This is a genomic window from Citrobacter sp. C348 (assembly GCF_047467975.1).
Lineage (GTDB): Bacteria > Pseudomonadota > Gammaproteobacteria > Enterobacterales > Enterobacteriaceae > Citrobacter > Citrobacter gillenii.
This window is the reverse complement of record NZ_JASJUJ010000001.1, coordinates 577,272-593,546: the sequence shown is the minus strand read 5'-3', so window position 1 is coordinate 593,546 and position 16,275 is coordinate 577,272. Positions and strand designations below refer to the sequence as shown.

Here is a 16,275-nt window from a genome sequence, read left to right as displayed (position 1 = left end):
TAACAGGGGAGTGTTATGAGTCAGGCTTTACCGCTGGTTACCCGTCAGGGCGATCGCATCGCCATTGTGAGCGGATTGCGTACGCCTTTTGCCCGTCAGGCAACCGCGTTTCATGGCATTCCCGCCGTTGATTTGGGAAAAATGGTCGTCGGTGAGTTGCTGGCGCGCAGTGAAATTCCTGCCGATGCCATTGAACAACTGGTTTTTGGCCAGGTTGTGCAAATGCCGGAAGCGCCCAATATCGCCCGTGAAATTGTGCTGGGCACCGGGATGAACGTACATACCGATGCCTACAGCGTGAGCAGAGCCTGCGCCACCAGTTTTCAGGCGGTGGCGAATGTCGCGGAAAGCCTGATGGCAGGAACCATCCGTGCGGGTATTGCTGGCGGGGCTGACTCCTCTTCCGTGCTGCCAATTGGCGTCAGCAAAAAGTTGGCGCGGGTGTTGGTGGACGTCAATAAAGCCCGCACCACCGGTCAGCGGCTGAAGCTTTTTTCCCGACTGCGTTTGCGCGACCTGATGCCGGTCCCACCTGCGGTTGCTGAGTATTCCACCGGCTTACGTATGGGGGATACGGCAGAGCAAATGGCGAAAACCTACGGCATCACGCGTGAGCAGCAGGATGCGCTGGCGTACCGTTCGCATCAGCGAGCCGCTCAGGCCTGGGCCGAAGGCAAACTGGCAGACGAGGTGATGACCACCTATGCTCCGCCGTTTAAAGATCCCTTCTCAGAAGATAACAATATTCGCGGAAACTCTACGCTGACGGATTACGCTAAACTGCGCCCGGCGTTTGACCGTAAACACGGCACCGTCACGGCGGCAAACAGTACACCATTGACCGACGGCGCTGCTGCGGTGATTTTGATGACGGAGTCCCGGGCGAAAGAGCTGGGACTGGTGCCGCTGGGCTATCTACGCAGTTTTGCGTTTACTGCCATCGACGTCTGGCAGGATATGTTGCTGGGTCCGGCATGGTCGACGCCGTTGGCTCTGGAGCGCGCGGGCCTGACTCTGGCCGATCTCACGCTGATTGATATGCATGAAGCTTTTGCCGCGCAGACGCTGGCGAATATTCAACTGCTTGGCAGCGAACGTTTTGCTCGTGACGTTCTGGGTAGGGCACATGCCACTGGCGAAGTGGATGACAGCAAATTTAACGTGCTGGGCGGTTCGATTGCCTACGGACACCCTTTCGCCGCGACCGGCGCGCGCATGATCACCCAAACGCTGCATGAATTACGGCGTCGTGGTGGTGGGTTTGGTTTGGTCACCGCGTGTGCGGCGGGTGGTCTGGGTGCGGCAATGGTTCTGGAGGCGGAATAATGGAAATGGCATCTGCTTTTACGCTACACGTGCGTCTGGATAACGTGGCGGTAGTCTCCATTGATGTGCCCGGAGAGAAAATGAATACCCTGAAAGCCGAGTTTGCTTCTCAGGTGCGGGCTATTTTAAAACAAATTCGCGACAACAAAGATCTGCGCGGCGTGGTGTTCATTTCGGCGAAGCCGGATAATTTCATCGCCGGGGCGGATATCAATATGATCGGCAACTGTCGCAGTGCGCAGGAAGCCGAAACCCTGGCTCGTCAGGGGCAGCAGATGATGGCGGAAATTAATGCGTTGCCGATCCCGGTTATCGCTGCCATTCACGGTGCTTGTCTGGGCGGCGGTCTGGAGATGGCACTGGCGTGTCATAGCCGCATTTGTACTGATGACGTTAAAACCGTGCTGGGCCTGCCAGAAGTACAGCTTGGTCTGTTACCCGGCTCTGGCGGCACGCAGCGGTTGCCCCGTCTGATTGGCGTTAGCACTGCGCTGGACATGATCCTGACCGGCAAACAATTACGCGCTAAACAGGCGCTGAAAGTGGGGTTGGTGGACGAGGTTGTGCCGCAGACCATTTTGCTGGAAGCAGCGGTGGAACTGGCTAAAAAGGAGAGTTCGGTACACCATAGCCTGCCGGTACGGGAACGCATTCTGGCCGGGCCGCTGGGGCGGGCGCTGCTGTTCCGTATGGTCGGTAAAAAGACCGCACAGAAAACGCAGGGAAATTACCCCGCAACCCATCGTATTCTTGAGGTGATCGAGACCGGTCTGGCACAGGGCAGCAGCAGCGGCTACGACGCAGAAGCCCGCGCGTTTGGTGATCTGGCGATGACGCCGCAGTCTCAAGCTCTGCGTAACGTCTTTTTTGCAAACACCGACGTGAAAAAAGATCCCGGTAGCGAGGTACAACCCGGTCCGCTAAACAGCGTCGCGATTCTGGGCGGGGGGCTGATGGGCGGGGGGATTGCCTACGTGACGGCCTGCAAAGGCGGCTTGCCGGTGCGTATCAAAGATATCAATGCTAAGGGCATCAACCACGCGCTGAAGTACAGTTGGGATCAGCTTGAAACAAAAGTTCGCCGTCGCCATCTCAAAGCCGGTGAGCGTGACAAACAGCTGGCGCTGATTTCAGGCACCACCGATTTTCGCGGTTTTGCGCATCGCGATCTGGTTATTGAAGCGGTGTTTGAAGATCTGGCGTTAAAACAACAGATGGTGGCAGATATTGAGCACAATTGCGCCCCTCATACCATTTTTGCTTCCAACACCTCATCTTTACCGATTAGCGACATTGCAGCCAACGCAGTACGGCCTGAGCAGGTCATTGGTTTGCACTTCTTTAGTCCGGTAGAAAAGATGCCGCTAGTAGAAGTTATTCCTCATACAACAACGTCCGAACGCACTATTGCCACCACGGTTAAACTGGCGAAAAAACAGGGGAAAACGCCGATTGTGGTGCAGGATAAGGCCGGGTTCTATGTAAATCGCATTCTTGCTCCGTACATCAACGAAGCTATCCGCTTATTGACCGAGGGCGAGCGCGTTGAGCAGATTGATGCTGCACTGGTAAAGTTTGGTTTTCCGGTAGGGCCAATCCAACTTTTGGATGAGGTCGGAATTGATACGGGCACTAAAATTATACCTGTACTGGAAGCCGCTTACGGTGAACGTTTTAGCGCACCTGCAAATGTTGTTACTTCAATTCTGAATGATGATCGCAAAGGTAGAAAAAATGGTCGGGGTTTCTATCTTTATGGTGCGAAAGGGCGTAAAAGCAAAAAACAGGTCGACCCTGCAATTTATACGCTTATTGGCGTCCAGGGACAGAGCAAACTCAGTGGCCCGCAGATTGCAGAGCGGTGTGTCATGTTAATGCTCAACGAAGCGGCACGCTGTTTCGATGAGAAGATTATCCGCAGCGCACGCGATGGTGACATCGGCGCTGTGTTTGGTATCGGTTTTCCGCCATTCCTCGGCGGCCCGTTCCGGTATATGGACTCCCTCGGGGCGGGTGAAGTGGTTGCGGTTCTGCAACGACTGACCACACAGTATGGTTCCCGGTTTACGCCGTGTGAACCGTTACTGCAGATGGCGGAACGCGGAAATAGTTTCTGGAAGCACGGGGAAACTGACCTGAATTCATGAGGTCAAAGGTAAGATGAATCCGCACCGAATGTACGAGTTAAGCTCAAAATGTAAACAGAGATTGACTATACTTACGCCATTAAGGTAAAAAACAGCGTTTCATTCGGTGAATGGATAAGGCACAATGCCGGCCACCACACATTTACCCTCGCCAATAGGGGCGTTGGCTAAAGGTGTTGGTGTTTCTGGTTAACAAAAGCGGTGCAATATGCAAGTTTTTATCATGCGTCACGGCGACGCGGCCCTCGATGCCGCCAGTGATTCGGTTCGTCCCTTAACCTCCTGCGGTTGTGACGAATCTCGCCTGATGGCGAACTGGCTGAAAGGTCAAAAAGTGGATATCGAACGTGTTCTGGTGAGCCCGTTTCTGCGAGCCGAACAAACGCTGGATGTGGTCGGGGAATGTATGAACCTGCCAACCGGTGTGGATGTTTTGCCGGAGCTGACTCCCTGCGGCGATGTCGGTCTGGTCAGCGCCTATTTGCAGGCACTGGCCAATGAAGGTGTCGCTACGGCGCTGGTCATCTCTCACCTGCCTTTGGTGGGATATCTGGTGTCCGAGCTGTGTCCGGGTGAAACGCCGCCGATGTTTACCACATCTGCGATTGCCAGCGTCACGCTTGATGAGAGCGGAAAGGGCGTTTTCAACTGGCAGATGAGCCCGTGTAATCTGAAGATGGCGAAAGCGATATAGTCGTTTCGTTGGCCGGATCAAGCGCGAGCGCAGCCATCCGGTAAAACGTCTTTGACATGAGCCTGCAATAAAAAGAGCCGCAACTGCGGCTCTTTCTGTTTTCCGTTCTCAGGGAAGTTCGGGCGGTAACCACTCTTCCACTTCAATCAGTACCAGCAGCGCGGCGTCGCCGCCGTACTCTTTAGGCGCCTGATGAAAAGCCATCACGTGCGGATGTTGCGCCAGCCAAAGCGGCGTTTGCTGTTTCAGAACGTGCTTTCCGTGGCCGTGCATGACGCAGGCGCAGAAGACGTGTTCACGACGACAGGCGGCAATCAGCGCCCCGAGTTCCTGTTTAGCCTGCTGTTGCGTCAGCCCGTGTAAATCAAGAAACAGTTCCGGGGAGTAGTCACCACGGCGCATTTTCTTCAGTTCAAAGTGGCTGACGTCGGCCCGCAGATATCTGACCGGACCCTCTGTGTTCAACAGCGGCTGAAACTCATCAGAGAAATAGTGGCTGGCATCAGCCTGTTCCTGCAACAGCCTTTTAACCGGCACCTCGGTGATTTTTTTACGCGGTGGTCGATGGACAATCGTGTCCTGCTTAATTTGACGAGTGCCGGTCATCAACTGGCGAAACAGCGTCTGATCCTCCTCGCTGAGCGATGTTTTCTTTTTCATTTGAGCGTCTCATCTTTTATTTTCCGTTAGTTTAACCCGACTCGATGGGCATCCGATCGCTTAAAACGCAATTTTCGCGCTCAGGCTCGGCGTGAATGCTGATTTATCGCCGTCTTCGTGGCAAACTAGCCGCCGAATTTAATACGAGCATGCCCTGGAGGAATACGTGGATAAAATTTTCGTTGATGAAGCAGTGAGTGAACTGCATACCATTCAGGACATGTTGCGTTGGGCGGTCAGCCGTTTTAGCGCGGCGAATATCTGGTATGGTCACGGGACGGATAACCCATGGGATGAGGCGGTACAACTGGTGCTGCCGTCACTCTACCTGCCGCTGGATATTCCTGAAGATATGCGCACTGCGCGCCTGACCTCCAGCGAACGCCACCGTATTGTTGAGCGCGTAATTCGCCGCGTTAACGAGCGTATCCCGGTTGCCTACCTGACCAACAAAGCCTGGTTCTGCGGTCACGAATTCTATGTTGATGAACGCGTGCTGGTGCCGCGCTCACCGATTGCCGAGCTGATCAATAATCGCTTTGCCGGTCTTATCAGCGAGCAGCCGCAGCACATTCTCGATATGTGTACCGGCAGCGGCTGTATTGCTATTGCCTGCGCGTATGCCTTCCCGGAAGCCGAAGTGGACGCGGTGGATATTTCCACTGACGCCCTGGCGGTGACCGAGCACAATATTGAAGAGCATGGTCTGATCAATCACGTGACGCCGATCCGCTCCGATCTGTTCCGTGACCTGCTGAAAGTACAGTATGACCTGATTGTGACCAACCCGCCGTATGTGGATGCGGAAGATATGTCCGATCTGCCTAATGAGTATCGCCACGAACCTGAGCTGGGCCTGGCGTCCGGAAGTGATGGGCTGAAGCTGACCCGTCGCATTCTTGGCAATGCGCCGGACTACCTGTCAGACAACGGTATTCTGATTTGTGAAGTCGGTAACAGCATGGTACATCTGATGGAACAATATCCGGACGTGCCGTTTACGTGGCTGGAATTCGACAACGGCGGTGATGGCGTATTCATGCTGACCAAAGCGCAGCTGATTGCCGCTCGCGAACATTTCAGCATCTATAAAGATTAACGACACGCGCAAACACAACAACGATAACGGAGCGGTGATGGCAGGAAACACAATTGGACAACTCTTTCGCGTAACGACCTTCGGTGAATCACACGGGCTGGCGCTCGGCTGTATCGTTGATGGTGTTCCACCGGGCATTCCGCTGACAGAAGCTGATCTGCAGCACGATCTCGACAGACGTCGTCCGGGAACCTCGCGTTACACCACGCAGCGTCGTGAGCCGGATCAGGTGAAGATCCTTTCCGGCGTGTTTGACGGCGTCACCACCGGCACCAGTATTGGCCTGTTGATTGAAAATACCGATCAGCGTTCGCAGGATTACGGCGCCATTAAGGATGTTTTTCGTCCAGGCCATGCCGACTACACCTACGAGCAGAAATACGGTGTGCGTGACTACCGTGGCGGCGGGCGTTCGTCCGCGCGCGAAACGGCAATGCGCGTGGCGGCCGGGGCGATTGCCAAAAAATACCTGGCGGAAAAATTCGGCGTACAAATCCGCGGATGCCTGACCCAAATGGGCAATATTCCGCTGGATATTAAAGACTGGTCTCAGGTCGAACAAAACCCGTTCTTTTGCCCGGATCCGGACAAAATCACCGCGCTGGATGAACTGATGCGCGCACTCAAGAAAGAGGGTGACTCCATCGGTGCAAAAGTGACCGTGGTTGCAAGCGGTGTACCGGCCGGTCTCGGCGAACCTGTTTTTGACCGTCTGGATGCTGACATCGCCCATGCGTTGATGAGCATTAATGCGGTGAAAGGCGTGGAGATTGGCGACGGCTTCGACGTTGTTGCGTTACGTGGTAGTCAGAACCGTGATGAAATCACCAAAGAGGGTTTCCAGAGTAATCATGCTGGTGGCATTCTGGGGGGCATCAGCAGCGGGCAACAAATTGTTGCACATATGGCGCTGAAACCGACTTCCAGTATTACCGTTCCCGGGCGCACTATTAACCGCTTTGGTGAAGAAGTCGAGATGGTCACCAAAGGACGTCACGATCCGTGCGTTGGGATCCGCGCAGTGCCGATCGCAGAAGCGATGCTGGCGATTGTGCTGATGGATCACCTGCTGCGTCAGCGGGCGCAGAATGCGGATGTGAAGACTGACATTCCACGCTGGTAAGAGATGAAAAAAACGGCACTTGCAGCACTGGCTCTGTTTGCCAGCTCGGCCTGCCTGGCAGCGACGCCCTGGCAGAAAATTACCCACCCGGTGGCAGGCAGCGCACAGTCTATCGGCGCGTTTTCCAATGGCTGCATTGTGGGGGCAGATACGCTTCCCGTGCAGTCCGAACACTATCAGGTAATGCGCACCGATCAACGTCGCTATTTTGGTCATCCTGACCTGGTGACGTTTATCCAGCGTCTGAGCACCCAGGCCAATAATTTGGGTCTGGGTACGGTGTTAATCGGCGATATGGGTATGCCGGCCGGTGGGCGTTTCAACGGTGGACACGCCAGTCACCAGACAGGACTGGATGTTGATATTTTCCTGCAACTGCCGAAAACGCGCTGGACGCAGTCGCAACTGTTGCGACCGCAAGCGCTGGATCTGGTCGCTCAGGATGGCAAACGTGTCGTGCCGTCACTGTGGAAGCCGGAAATTTTCAGTCTGATCAGGCTGGCGGCAAAAGATAATGATGTAACGCGTATTTTCGTGAATCCGGCAATTAAACAGCAACTTTGTCTGGATGCAGGGAGCGACAGGGACTGGTTGCGTAAAGTGCGGCCATGGTTCCAACACCGTGCACATATGCATGTCCGGTTACGTTGTCCTGCCGACAGTCTTGAGTGCGAAGATCAACCGTTACCTCCACCGGGTGATGGCTGTGGCGCGGAGCTGCAAAGCTGGTTCGAACCTCCTAAACCGGGAACCACTAAGCCTGAGAAGAAGACACCGCCTCCGTTGCCGCCTTCCTGCCAGGCGCTACTGGATGAGCATGTACTTTAATGGATAATTTTGCCGATCTGTTTATGGTGTCTCCGCTGCTGTTGGGCGTTCTTTTTTTTGTGGCCATTTTGGCGGGATTTATTGATTCTCTGGCGGGGGGCGGCGGTTTACTCACCATTCCTGCGCTGATGGCAGCAGGCATGCCGCCAGCTCAGGCGCTGGCAACGAATAAACTGCAAGCCTGCGGAGGGTCCATCTCCGCTTCGCTCTATTTTATCCGTCGTGGCGTGGTGAATCTGGCCGACCAGAAGCTTAATATCGCCATGACCTTCATCGGCTCAATGAGCGGCGCGCTGCTGGTCCAGCATGTGCAGTCGGACATTTTGCGCCAGATCCTGCCGATTCTGGTTATCTGTATCGGTCTCTACTTTCTGTTAATGCCTAAGCTGGGTGAAGAAGACCGACAGCGTCGGCTGTACGGCCTGCCTTTTGCGCTGGTCGCCGGGGGCTGCGTCGGTTTTTACGATGGCTTTTTTGGCCCGGCAGCCGGATCGTTTTACGCGCTGGCCTTTGTCATGCTGTGCGGTTACAACCTGGCGAAATCCACGGCGCACGCCAAAGTCTTGAATGCCACCTCGAATATCGGCGGGCTGCTGCTGTTCGCGCTGGGTGGCAAAGTGATTTGGGCCACCGGTTTTGTGATGCTCATCGGCCAATTTATTGGCGCACGAATGGGGTCGCGATTGGTCCTCAGCAAAGGACAAAAACTGATTCGGCCAATGATCGTCATTGTCTCCGCAGTGATGAGCGCCAAGCTACTTTATGATAATCATGGACAGGAGATTCTCCACTGGCTGGGGATGAACTAATGAATACGACCCATCACTACGAACAGTTAATTGAGATTTTTAACAGCTGCTTTGCCGATGAATTTAATACCCGTCTGATTAAAGGCGACGACGAACCGATCTATCTTCCTGCAGATACAGAATTGCCGTATCACCGGATCGTTTTTGCCCATGGCTACTACGCCAGTGCACTACATGAAATTTCACACTGGTGCATTGCTGGTAAAGCGCGCCGTGAACTGGTCGACTTTGGTTACTGGTACTGCCCGGACGGGCGTGACGCTAAAACACAATGTCAGTTTGAAGACGTGGAAGTGAAGCCCCAGGCATTTGACTGGCTGTTCTGCATGGCGGCGGGCTATCCGTTTAACGTTAGCTGCGACAACCTGGAAGGGGACTTTGAACCGGATCGCGTGGTGTTCCAGCGTCGTGTTCATGCCCAGGTGATGGCGTATCTGGAAAACGGCATTCCTGAACGTCCGGCGCGTTTTATTCGTGCGTTACAGAATTATTATCACACGCCTGAACTTAAGGCGGAACAATTCCCGTGGCCCGAAGCGCTCAACTGAAGCGGCTGCCACGTTTACAATGAGGAAAGAAGATGATCGCGGAGTTTGAATCACGCATTCTGGTACTAATCGACGATATGGTAGAACACGCCAGCGATGATGAGCTGTTTGCCAGTGGGTACTTGCGTGGACACTTGACGCTGGCTGTGGCAGAACTGGACGGCGGCGATGACCATTCCGCTGAGGCACTGTACGCCAATGTTACCAGCAGCCTGGAAAAAGCCATCAGCGCGGGCGAACTCTCGCCGCGCGACCAGGCGTTAGTGAAAGAGATGTGGGACACGTTGTTCCAGAAGGCGACGCAACAATAATTGCAGTGGATTGTGCCGGATGGCGACGCTAAGGCGTCTTATCCGGCCTACGTAGACGGGGGTTGTAGGCCTGATAAGCGCAGCGCATCAGGCAATGATGAGATGGTATCTTATTTCACCGCTTTACCCTTCAATAACTTCCTGACCCACAACCGATTCGGATTCAACGCTGCCAGAGTTTCTGCGTCCATTGGGATAGGTTCATTACTCATTTGCGCGGCCAGGATCTCCGCACACAGCGGGGCGGAACACAGCCCGCGCGATCCCAGTGAGCCCAACATAAAGACGTCACGGTAAACCGGCGCGCGTGCAGCGGTTTCTTGGTGTTCTGCCAGATTAGCGTACTGGCTGAGCGTCGCCTCATAATCCGGCACATTGCCGACCATCGGTAAGTGATCGCGGGTGGCGCAGCGAACGCCACAACGTGCCGATTGCCCACTGACATCCACCTCTTTTACCCATGCGGCATGCGGGAAACAGTCGAGTAAACGCTGGCGGTTTTGCTGCTGATCCTCGTCGCGATACGTCGTCTCTTCCTCACCGCGACGATAGCTTGCACCGATGCAATGATGCTGATTGGCCGGATTTTGTGGCGTGAGGTAGCCGTCGTAACACAACACCTGATGTAGGGCCGACAGTGCAGGCGTGGTGGGGATATGGCTCACCTGACCGCCGACAGAATAAACCGGTAACGGTTGGGTCTGATCAAAGCGATTTATGCGATGACCATTCGCCAGCACCACTACCTTGTGTTCGACGGTTTCGCCAGTGGCAAACTGAAGCTGCCAGCTGTTTTCCTGTTGTACAAGTGATGCCAGTGTATGTTGGTAATGGGTGCGTAATCCCAGCGTCGTGGCGTAATCCAGTACGGCGGCGGTGAGCTGCGCCGGACACAGCCATCCTCCGCCAGGATACTGAATCCCGCCGCAGTTGGTTGCGACGCCGGTTGTTTGCAGAACCTGCTCAGCATCAACGGCCAGCGCGAGGTCGTCAGGTAAGGCAAGCGACAGCATCTGGGTGATTTTCTGTTGGCTTTTTTCATCCCAACCAAGTTGCGTTACGCCGCACCAGTCGTGGGCAAAATCCACCGGCAGGGCGTCATACAGACGTCGGGCAAAGGTAAATGCGGTGGGGAAAAAGAGAGTAATGGCGGCGTCATGTTTACTGAGTAAAGGGTAAAGTGCCCCCTGACGATTACCGGATGCGCCCTGTGCAGGCTTATCGTCAGCGCAATACAGCGTTACCTGCCAGCCACGACGTAAGAGAGCCAGCGACAGCAGTGCACTGGCAATACCGCCCCCGATAATAGCCGCTTCCCGTTTTTCCGTGCCGGTGCGTGAGAACCACGGTGCGGGTGACGGGAACGTGAGGTGTTGTTCCATCACGCCGCACAGCATTTCACGCTTGCGCCCGAAGCCTTTGCATTTCTGCATAGTGAAACCGGCGTCCTGCAAGCCCCGACGGACAAAACCTGCGGAGGTGAAGGTTGCCAGCGTGCCGCCCGGACGGGCCAGTCGGGCCATGGCGTTAAACAGCGTCGGCGTCCACATATCGGGATTTTTTGCCGGCGCGAAACCGTCGAGGAACCAGGCGTCGACCTGCTGGTTCAGGGATTCATCCAACTTACTGGTGAGGTCGTTAATATCGCCGAACCACAAATCCAGCGTAACCCGACCTTCATCCAACAGCAGTCGATGACAACCTGCTAACGGCAGCGGCCACTGAGCCTGTAATGGCTCAGCCCACGGAGTCAGTTCCGGCCAATGCTGATGGGCCAACTTCAGGTCGTCACGCGTCAGCGGATATTTTTCAAAACTGATGAAATGTAGTCTTTCCAGGGTAGCGTCAGGGTGCGCAGTGCGAAAAGTCGTAAATGCCTGCCAGAGTGTGAGGAAGTTTAGCCCAGTGCCAAAACCACTTTCCGCCACTATGAATAACTGGCGTGAATGGGTGGGGAATCGGTCTGCGAGATGATTGCCGCCGAGAAAGACATAACGCGTCTCTTCCAGCCCGTTATCGTTAGAAAAATAGACATCGTCAAAATCTCGGGAAACAGGTGTACCCTCAGCGTTGAATTCGAGGTTGGCAGGTTGTATCGCGTATTGTTTCACGTAAGTTACTCGTCTGGCTTGCTGTGTCTCGATCTTAACGATGAGTGCCTGAGTGCGCAAATTTCCACATAAAATGGCTGATCGGACTTGTTCGGCGTACAAGTGTACGCTATTGTGCCACTCGAAACTTTAAAATAGTGCGACTTACAGAGGTATTGAATGAAACGTGCAGTGATTACTGGCTTGGGCATCGTTTCCAGCATCGGTAATAACCAGCAGGAAGTCCTGGCATCTCTGCGTGAAGGACGTTCAGGGATCACTTTCTCTCAGGAGCTGAAGGACTCCGGCATGCGTAGCCACGTTTGGGGCAACGTAAAACTGGATACCACTGGCCTCATTGACCGTAAAGTTGTGCGCTTTATGAGCGACGCATCCATCTATGCATTCCTTTCTATGGAGCAGGCAGTGGCTGACGCCGGCCTCTCTGCAGAAGTTTACCAGAATAACCCGCGCGTTGGCCTGATTGCAGGTTCCGGCGGCGGCTCCCCACGTTTTCAGGTGTTCGGCGCTGACGCAATGCGTAGCCCGCGTGGCCTGAAAGCGGTTGGCCCGTATGTGGTCACAAAAGCGATGGGCTCAGGTGTGTCTGCCTGCCTCGCAACCCCGTTTAAAATCCACGGTGTGAACTACTCCATCAGCTCCGCCTGTGCGACATCTTCGCACTGTATCGGTAATGCGGTTGAGCAGATTCAGTTGGGCAAACAGGATATCGTTTTTGCTGGCGGCGGCGAAGAGCTGTGCTGGGAAATGGCCTGTGAGTTCGACGCCATGGGCGCACTGTCTACCAAATATAACGACTGCCCGGAAAAAGCATCCCGTACTTATGATGCGAACCGTGACGGTTTCGTTATCGCAGGCGGCGGCGGTATGGTTGTGGTTGAAGAGCTGGAACACGCTCTGGCACGTGGCGCGCATATCTATGCTGAAATCGTTGGCTACGGCGCAACGTCCGATGGCGCAGACATGGTGGCTCCATCAGGTGAAGGCGCAGTGCGTTGCATGCAGATGGCGATGAACGGCGTAGATACGCCAATCGACTACCTGAACTCCCACGGTACCTCTACGCCGGTAGGCGACGTGAAAGAGCTGGGTGCTATCCGTGAAGTCTTCGGCGACAACAGCCCGGCGATCTCCGCAACCAAAGCGATGACTGGCCACTCTCTGGGCGCGGCTGGCGTGCAGGAAGCTATCTACTCCCTGCTGATGCTGGAACACGGCTTTATCGCACCAAGCATCAACATCGAAGAGATGGACGAGCAGGCGGCGGGTCTGAACATCGTGACCGAACCGACTGAAAAAGCGCTGACGACCGTCATGTCCAACAGCTTCGGCTTTGGCGGCACGAATGCCACGCTGGTTATGCGTAAGCTGAAAGCATAAGTCTGAGGTTGTTGGTCGGATAAGGCGTTACGCCGTCATCCGGTCGCCGCTCAGAACCGAAGGGGAGCCGTGAGGCTCCCTTTTTCATTTCTGCATTTTTTCGTATTCCGGTGCGATTTCAGCAGACCAGGTTTTGGCCCACGTAATATCTCCGGCGCTGTAGATCGGGTATTCGAAATGACTGCCTGCATCCTGGACGCGATAAATTTTCCAGCGACCGTCTTCCCGGCGTGTATATACCTCCAACCAAACAGGTGCCGACTCAGTACCTAACTGAACGTCAACTTTTTCACCGCCAAGAAAGGGCCGAGCTTGCCCAACCCGTAACTGCGGGATCCACTCCGGGGCGTAATCCTGCACATACATAAAGTAGTCTGCATCCAGAATCTCCTGTTCATACAGCGTATCAATCATCGCCAGACGGTTAATAACGTCTTTAGCCACGTAGCGCTGCATTAATGTCGAGGTGTCGCTACCTTCAGTCCAGGCTTTCATCCACGCGAGATAGAACTGTTTAACATCCTCGGTACTGCCGTGGTGGGTTGTGGCGCAACCGCACAGCAGCAGGATCAGAGCAATAAACGAGAACGTTTTCATTACTGCTTCCTGTAAATAGTGTATGACGGCTTAGCCACCTGAATTGACGTATGCAAGGTAGTCGACACTGTGTAGTTGTAAATATATTTTGTATGTTATTGAGCATAACTGCCGAGTATTATAATCCTGCTCTGTATCTATTTAAATTGCTGTTAATGCTATAAAATTTAATAATGTGTTGAGCTTGAATATTATTTAATATTATTGAACTGAGGGTTAATTCTGTATCCTGGTTAATTAACTTCCCGGTTGACAAGCTAAGTCGCCCACAGGCAGACTCCAGGTTCAACATTATCCTCATGATAATGCGTAAGCGTTTAACGTTATCCAACGCACCTTAATCCTGATCGTCAGGTAGAGGGGGGCGTGGGCATTCCTCGCCTTACTCTGCATTCTGGAGTAACGCATGACAGCAGTAACCCAACAAGAAAAAACACCGTCGGCGAATGTGTCGCTGTTTCGTATCGCTTTTGCCGTTTTCCTGACCTATATGACGGTCGGGCTACCTTTACCCGTCATCCCACTGTTTGTGCACCAGGAGCTAGGCTATGGCAACACCATGGTCGGCATTGCCGTGGGCATCCAGTTTCTGGCAACGGTCTTAACACGTGGCTACGCCGGGCGCTTAGCCGATCAATACGGTGCCAAACGTTCGGCGCTGCAGGGGATGTTGGCCTGTGCACTGGCGGGAGTCGCGTGGCTATTAGCGGCACTTTTACCCGTTTCCGTTCCAGTCAAGTTTGCGTTGTTGATTGTCGGACGTCTGATCCTCGGCTTTGGCGAAAGTCAGCTGCTGACCGGCACCCTGACCTGGGGATTGGGGCTGGTTGGGCCAACGCGTTCCGGCAAGGTGATGTCGTGGAATGGGATGGCGATTTACGGCGCCCTGGCGGCCGGTGCACCGCTGGGCCTGTTGATTCACAGCCATTTCGGCTTTGCGGCGCTGGCGGCAACCACCATGGTATTGCCGCTGCTGGCATGGGCATTCAACGGCACCGTGCGTAAAGTGCCCGCCCATGCGGGGGAGCGTCCTTCGCTATGGAGCGTGGTTGGGCTTATCTGGAAACCGGGGCTGGGTCTGGCGCTGCAGGGCGTGGGATTTGCGGTGATAGGCACGTTTATTTCGCTCTATTTTGTCAGCAACGGTTGGACGATGGCAGGTTTTACTCTGACCGCGTTCGGCGGTGCGTTTGTGCTGATGCGCATTCTGTTTGGCTGGATGCCAGATCGGTTTGGCGGCGTAAAGGTGGCGGTGGTTTCTTTGTTGGTTGAAACCGTGGGGCTGCTGCTGCTCTGGCAGGCGCCAACGGCCTGGATTGCGCTGCTGGGTGCAGCATTAACCGGGGCCGGATGCTCGCTGATCTTCCCGGCGCTGGGCGTGGAGGTGGTGAAGCGCGTTCCTGCACAGGTACGCGGTACTGCACTCGGTGGTTACGCCGCATTTCAGGATATCTCCTACGGCGTAAGCGGTCCTGTTGCGGGCGTTCTGGCCACCGCGTACGGCTATTCCTCGGTATTCCTTGCCGGGGCGATTTCCGCGGTGGTGGGGATTGTTGTGACGCTGCTGACGTTGCGCAAAGGCTAAACGACGAGCCAGAATATCGCTAACACAACCAGTAGCGCCGCAAATAGCAGTCCCGGTCGCGCCGACAGTGATTTAATGGTTTCAATCACCGGTGCGAACGGGCTGTAAATCGGCTGGAGGTGGCGCGGATCGCTTAATTCTTGCTCCCTGTCACGCTCAACGCGGCGCAGGAAGATTTGGTTGAGCAAATCCTGTATCTGCACGGTGGTCAGAATCGTTTGCGGTTGGATCTGATACGTTTGCTGCGCGTAGTCCTTGATGGCCACAAGTTCATTTGGCTCTAACGGCTGCTTGAGCGCCGCCTGCAACGTTTGCAATGTCGGAGCATTTTGCAGGCTCAGCGTCTGGCGCGCCTGTAGCCAGGTGACCAGGTGCGTAAACTGTTTTGCCGGGATTAGTTCACCGCTTTTAACCCCAGACAGTTCCAGCATCGACTGCCAGATCAGCTTGCCGGATTCTCCGGTAGCGGCCGCTACTTTTGTAACCAGTTGATTCAGCGTGTTGTGCTCGGCGGGTAGCAGAGGGCGAGCGGTTGCCGGGCGTTGCTGCGGCTGCGGAATAGAAAGCTGCCCCTGCTGCAATAGCGTCAGCACATTTTTCAACTGATCGGGCGTGAGTTGACTGAGTGCCGTTTGTCCGTACTGTTGACGGATAAAATCGCTCACTGCCTGACGATTATTCCCCTGACTCAGCAGTTCCGTAAGCTGCGCCAGCACCTGACGGTTGACATGCTTTTGCTGAGCAACCCCAAGTCGTTGGGTCAGGTTTTGTTCTGCAGCAGGAAAGTGACGCGACTGTAACGGCGTATCACTTTTGACGCCCAGATCGTGCTTCATTCCGGCCCACACCTCAGCGCTCTGCTGTTGGGTAAGTGAAATTAGACGGGTAATCAGTCGTTCCAGCACAGTACGTTGTTGCGTGGATAACGGTTGTTCGCCCGCAACGGAAGGGGCGTTTTGGCCTTCACCGGGAGGGCGCGCGGGCGTACCTGAAATGGGCTGCATCATCTCTGTTCCTTAAAACTGTGCTAGCCAGGTCTCGCAGTATGCCTGGCGGC

15 protein-coding genes are annotated in these 16,275 nt (G+C 54.7%); 11 read left to right on the top strand and 4 right to left on the bottom strand.

Annotation, left to right across the window (positions count from 1 at the left end; all coding sequences use genetic code 11):
• Window positions 1–15: 15 nt before the first annotated feature.
• From fadI to sixA, 3 genes are all read left to right on the top strand, one after another.
• Window positions 16–1,326 (top strand): acetyl-CoA C-acyltransferase FadI, encoded by a 1,311-nt coding sequence (fadI, locus tag QNN86_RS02790; protein WP_414210589.1) that lies wholly within the window; start codon window positions 16–18, stop codon window positions 1,324–1,326.
• Window positions 1,326–3,473, top strand: coding sequence for a fatty acid oxidation complex subunit alpha FadJ (gene fadJ / locus QNN86_RS02785; protein WP_414210588.1), 2,148 nt, complete (start codon window positions 1,326–1,328; stop codon window positions 3,471–3,473). The genes fadI and fadJ overlap by 1 nt, the downstream gene beginning before the upstream one ends.
• Window positions 3,474–3,681: 208 nt before the next feature.
• Entirely contained in the window at window positions 3,682–4,167 is a 486-nt protein-coding gene (sixA, locus tag QNN86_RS02780; RefSeq protein ID WP_096756324.1) for a phosphohistidine phosphatase SixA, read from the top strand.
• A gap of 108 nt (window positions 4,168–4,275) precedes the next feature.
• Here sixA and smrB read toward each other — a convergent pair whose 3' ends face one another.
• Window positions 4,276–4,827: an endonuclease SmrB gene (gene smrB, locus QNN86_RS02775; RefSeq protein WP_096756325.1), complete on the bottom strand. Its 552-nt coding sequence runs from the start codon at window positions 4,825–4,827 to the stop codon at window positions 4,276–4,278.
• Between the two features lie 166 nt (window positions 4,828–4,993).
• Between smrB and prmB the strand changes: the two genes are divergently transcribed.
• The 6 genes from prmB to QNN86_RS02745 are packed head-to-tail and all read left to right on the top strand — an operon-like array spanning window position 4,994 to window position 9,545.
• A complete protein-coding gene (gene prmB, locus QNN86_RS02770) occupies window positions 4,994–5,926 on the top strand; it encodes a 50S ribosomal protein L3 N(5)-glutamine methyltransferase (protein ID WP_115257887.1) in 933 nt (310 codons plus the stop codon).
• A gap of 37 nt (window positions 5,927–5,963) precedes the next feature.
• Window positions 5,964–7,049: a chorismate synthase gene (gene aroC, locus QNN86_RS02765; RefSeq protein ID WP_279277872.1), complete on the top strand. Its 1,086-nt coding sequence runs from the start codon at window positions 5,964–5,966 to the stop codon at window positions 7,047–7,049.
• 3 nt (window positions 7,050–7,052) lie between these two features.
• The gene (gene mepA, locus QNN86_RS02760; RefSeq protein ID WP_115257888.1) at window positions 7,053–7,877 is read left to right on the top strand and encodes a penicillin-insensitive murein endopeptidase; all 825 of its coding nucleotides are present in this window, start codon (window positions 7,053–7,055) and stop codon (window positions 7,875–7,877) included.
• Complete coding sequence (locus QNN86_RS02755) at window positions 7,877–8,686, top strand: sulfite exporter TauE/SafE family protein (protein ID WP_096756329.1); 810 nt, start codon at window positions 7,877–7,879, stop codon at window positions 8,684–8,686. The genes mepA and QNN86_RS02755 overlap by 1 nt, the downstream gene beginning before the upstream one ends.
• Window positions 8,686–9,234 carry an elongation factor P hydroxylase gene (locus QNN86_RS02750; RefSeq protein WP_181617454.1) on the top strand — a complete coding sequence of 183 codons (549 nt, stop codon included), beginning with the start codon at window positions 8,686–8,688 and terminating at the stop codon, window positions 9,232–9,234. The genes QNN86_RS02755 and QNN86_RS02750 overlap by 1 nt, the downstream gene beginning before the upstream one ends.
• Before the next feature lie 32 nt (window positions 9,235–9,266).
• A complete protein-coding gene (locus QNN86_RS02745; RefSeq protein WP_096756331.1) occupies window positions 9,267–9,545 on the top strand; it encodes a YfcL family protein in 279 nt (92 codons plus the stop codon).
• Between the two features lie 110 nt (window positions 9,546–9,655).
• Here QNN86_RS02745 and mnmC read toward each other — a convergent pair whose 3' ends face one another.
• A complete protein-coding gene (mnmC, locus tag QNN86_RS02740) occupies window positions 9,656–11,656 on the bottom strand; it encodes a bifunctional tRNA (5-methylaminomethyl-2-thiouridine)(34)-methyltransferase MnmD/FAD-dependent 5-carboxymethylaminomethyl-2-thiouridine(34) oxidoreductase MnmC (RefSeq protein WP_414210587.1) in 2,001 nt (666 codons plus the stop codon).
• Between the two features lie 159 nt (window positions 11,657–11,815).
• On the opposite strand from mnmC, the gene fabB reads away from it, so the two are divergent.
• Window positions 11,816–13,036, top strand: coding sequence for a beta-ketoacyl-ACP synthase I (gene fabB, locus QNN86_RS02735; RefSeq protein WP_096756333.1), 1,221 nt, complete (start codon window positions 11,816–11,818; stop codon window positions 13,034–13,036).
• 84 nt (window positions 13,037–13,120) lie between these two features.
• On the opposite strand, the gene QNN86_RS02730 is transcribed toward fabB, so the two are convergent.
• Window positions 13,121–13,633 carry a YbjP/YqhG family protein gene (locus tag QNN86_RS02730; protein ID WP_414210586.1) on the bottom strand — a complete coding sequence of 171 codons (513 nt, stop codon included), beginning with the start codon at window positions 13,631–13,633 and terminating at the stop codon, window positions 13,121–13,123.
• Window positions 13,634–14,039: 406 nt separating this feature from the next.
• On the opposite strand from QNN86_RS02730, the gene QNN86_RS02725 reads away from it, so the two are divergent.
• Window positions 14,040–15,218 carry an MFS transporter gene (locus QNN86_RS02725; protein WP_181617451.1) on the top strand — a complete coding sequence of 393 codons (1,179 nt, stop codon included), beginning with the start codon at window positions 14,040–14,042 and terminating at the stop codon, window positions 15,216–15,218.
• Here QNN86_RS02725 and flk read toward each other — a convergent pair.
• Window positions 15,215–16,222: a flagella biosynthesis regulator Flk gene (gene flk, locus QNN86_RS02720; protein WP_414210655.1), complete on the bottom strand. Its 1,008-nt coding sequence runs from the start codon at window positions 16,220–16,222 to the stop codon at window positions 15,215–15,217. The genes QNN86_RS02725 and flk overlap by 4 nt on opposite strands.
• Between the last annotated feature and the right edge of the window lie 53 nt (window positions 16,223–16,275).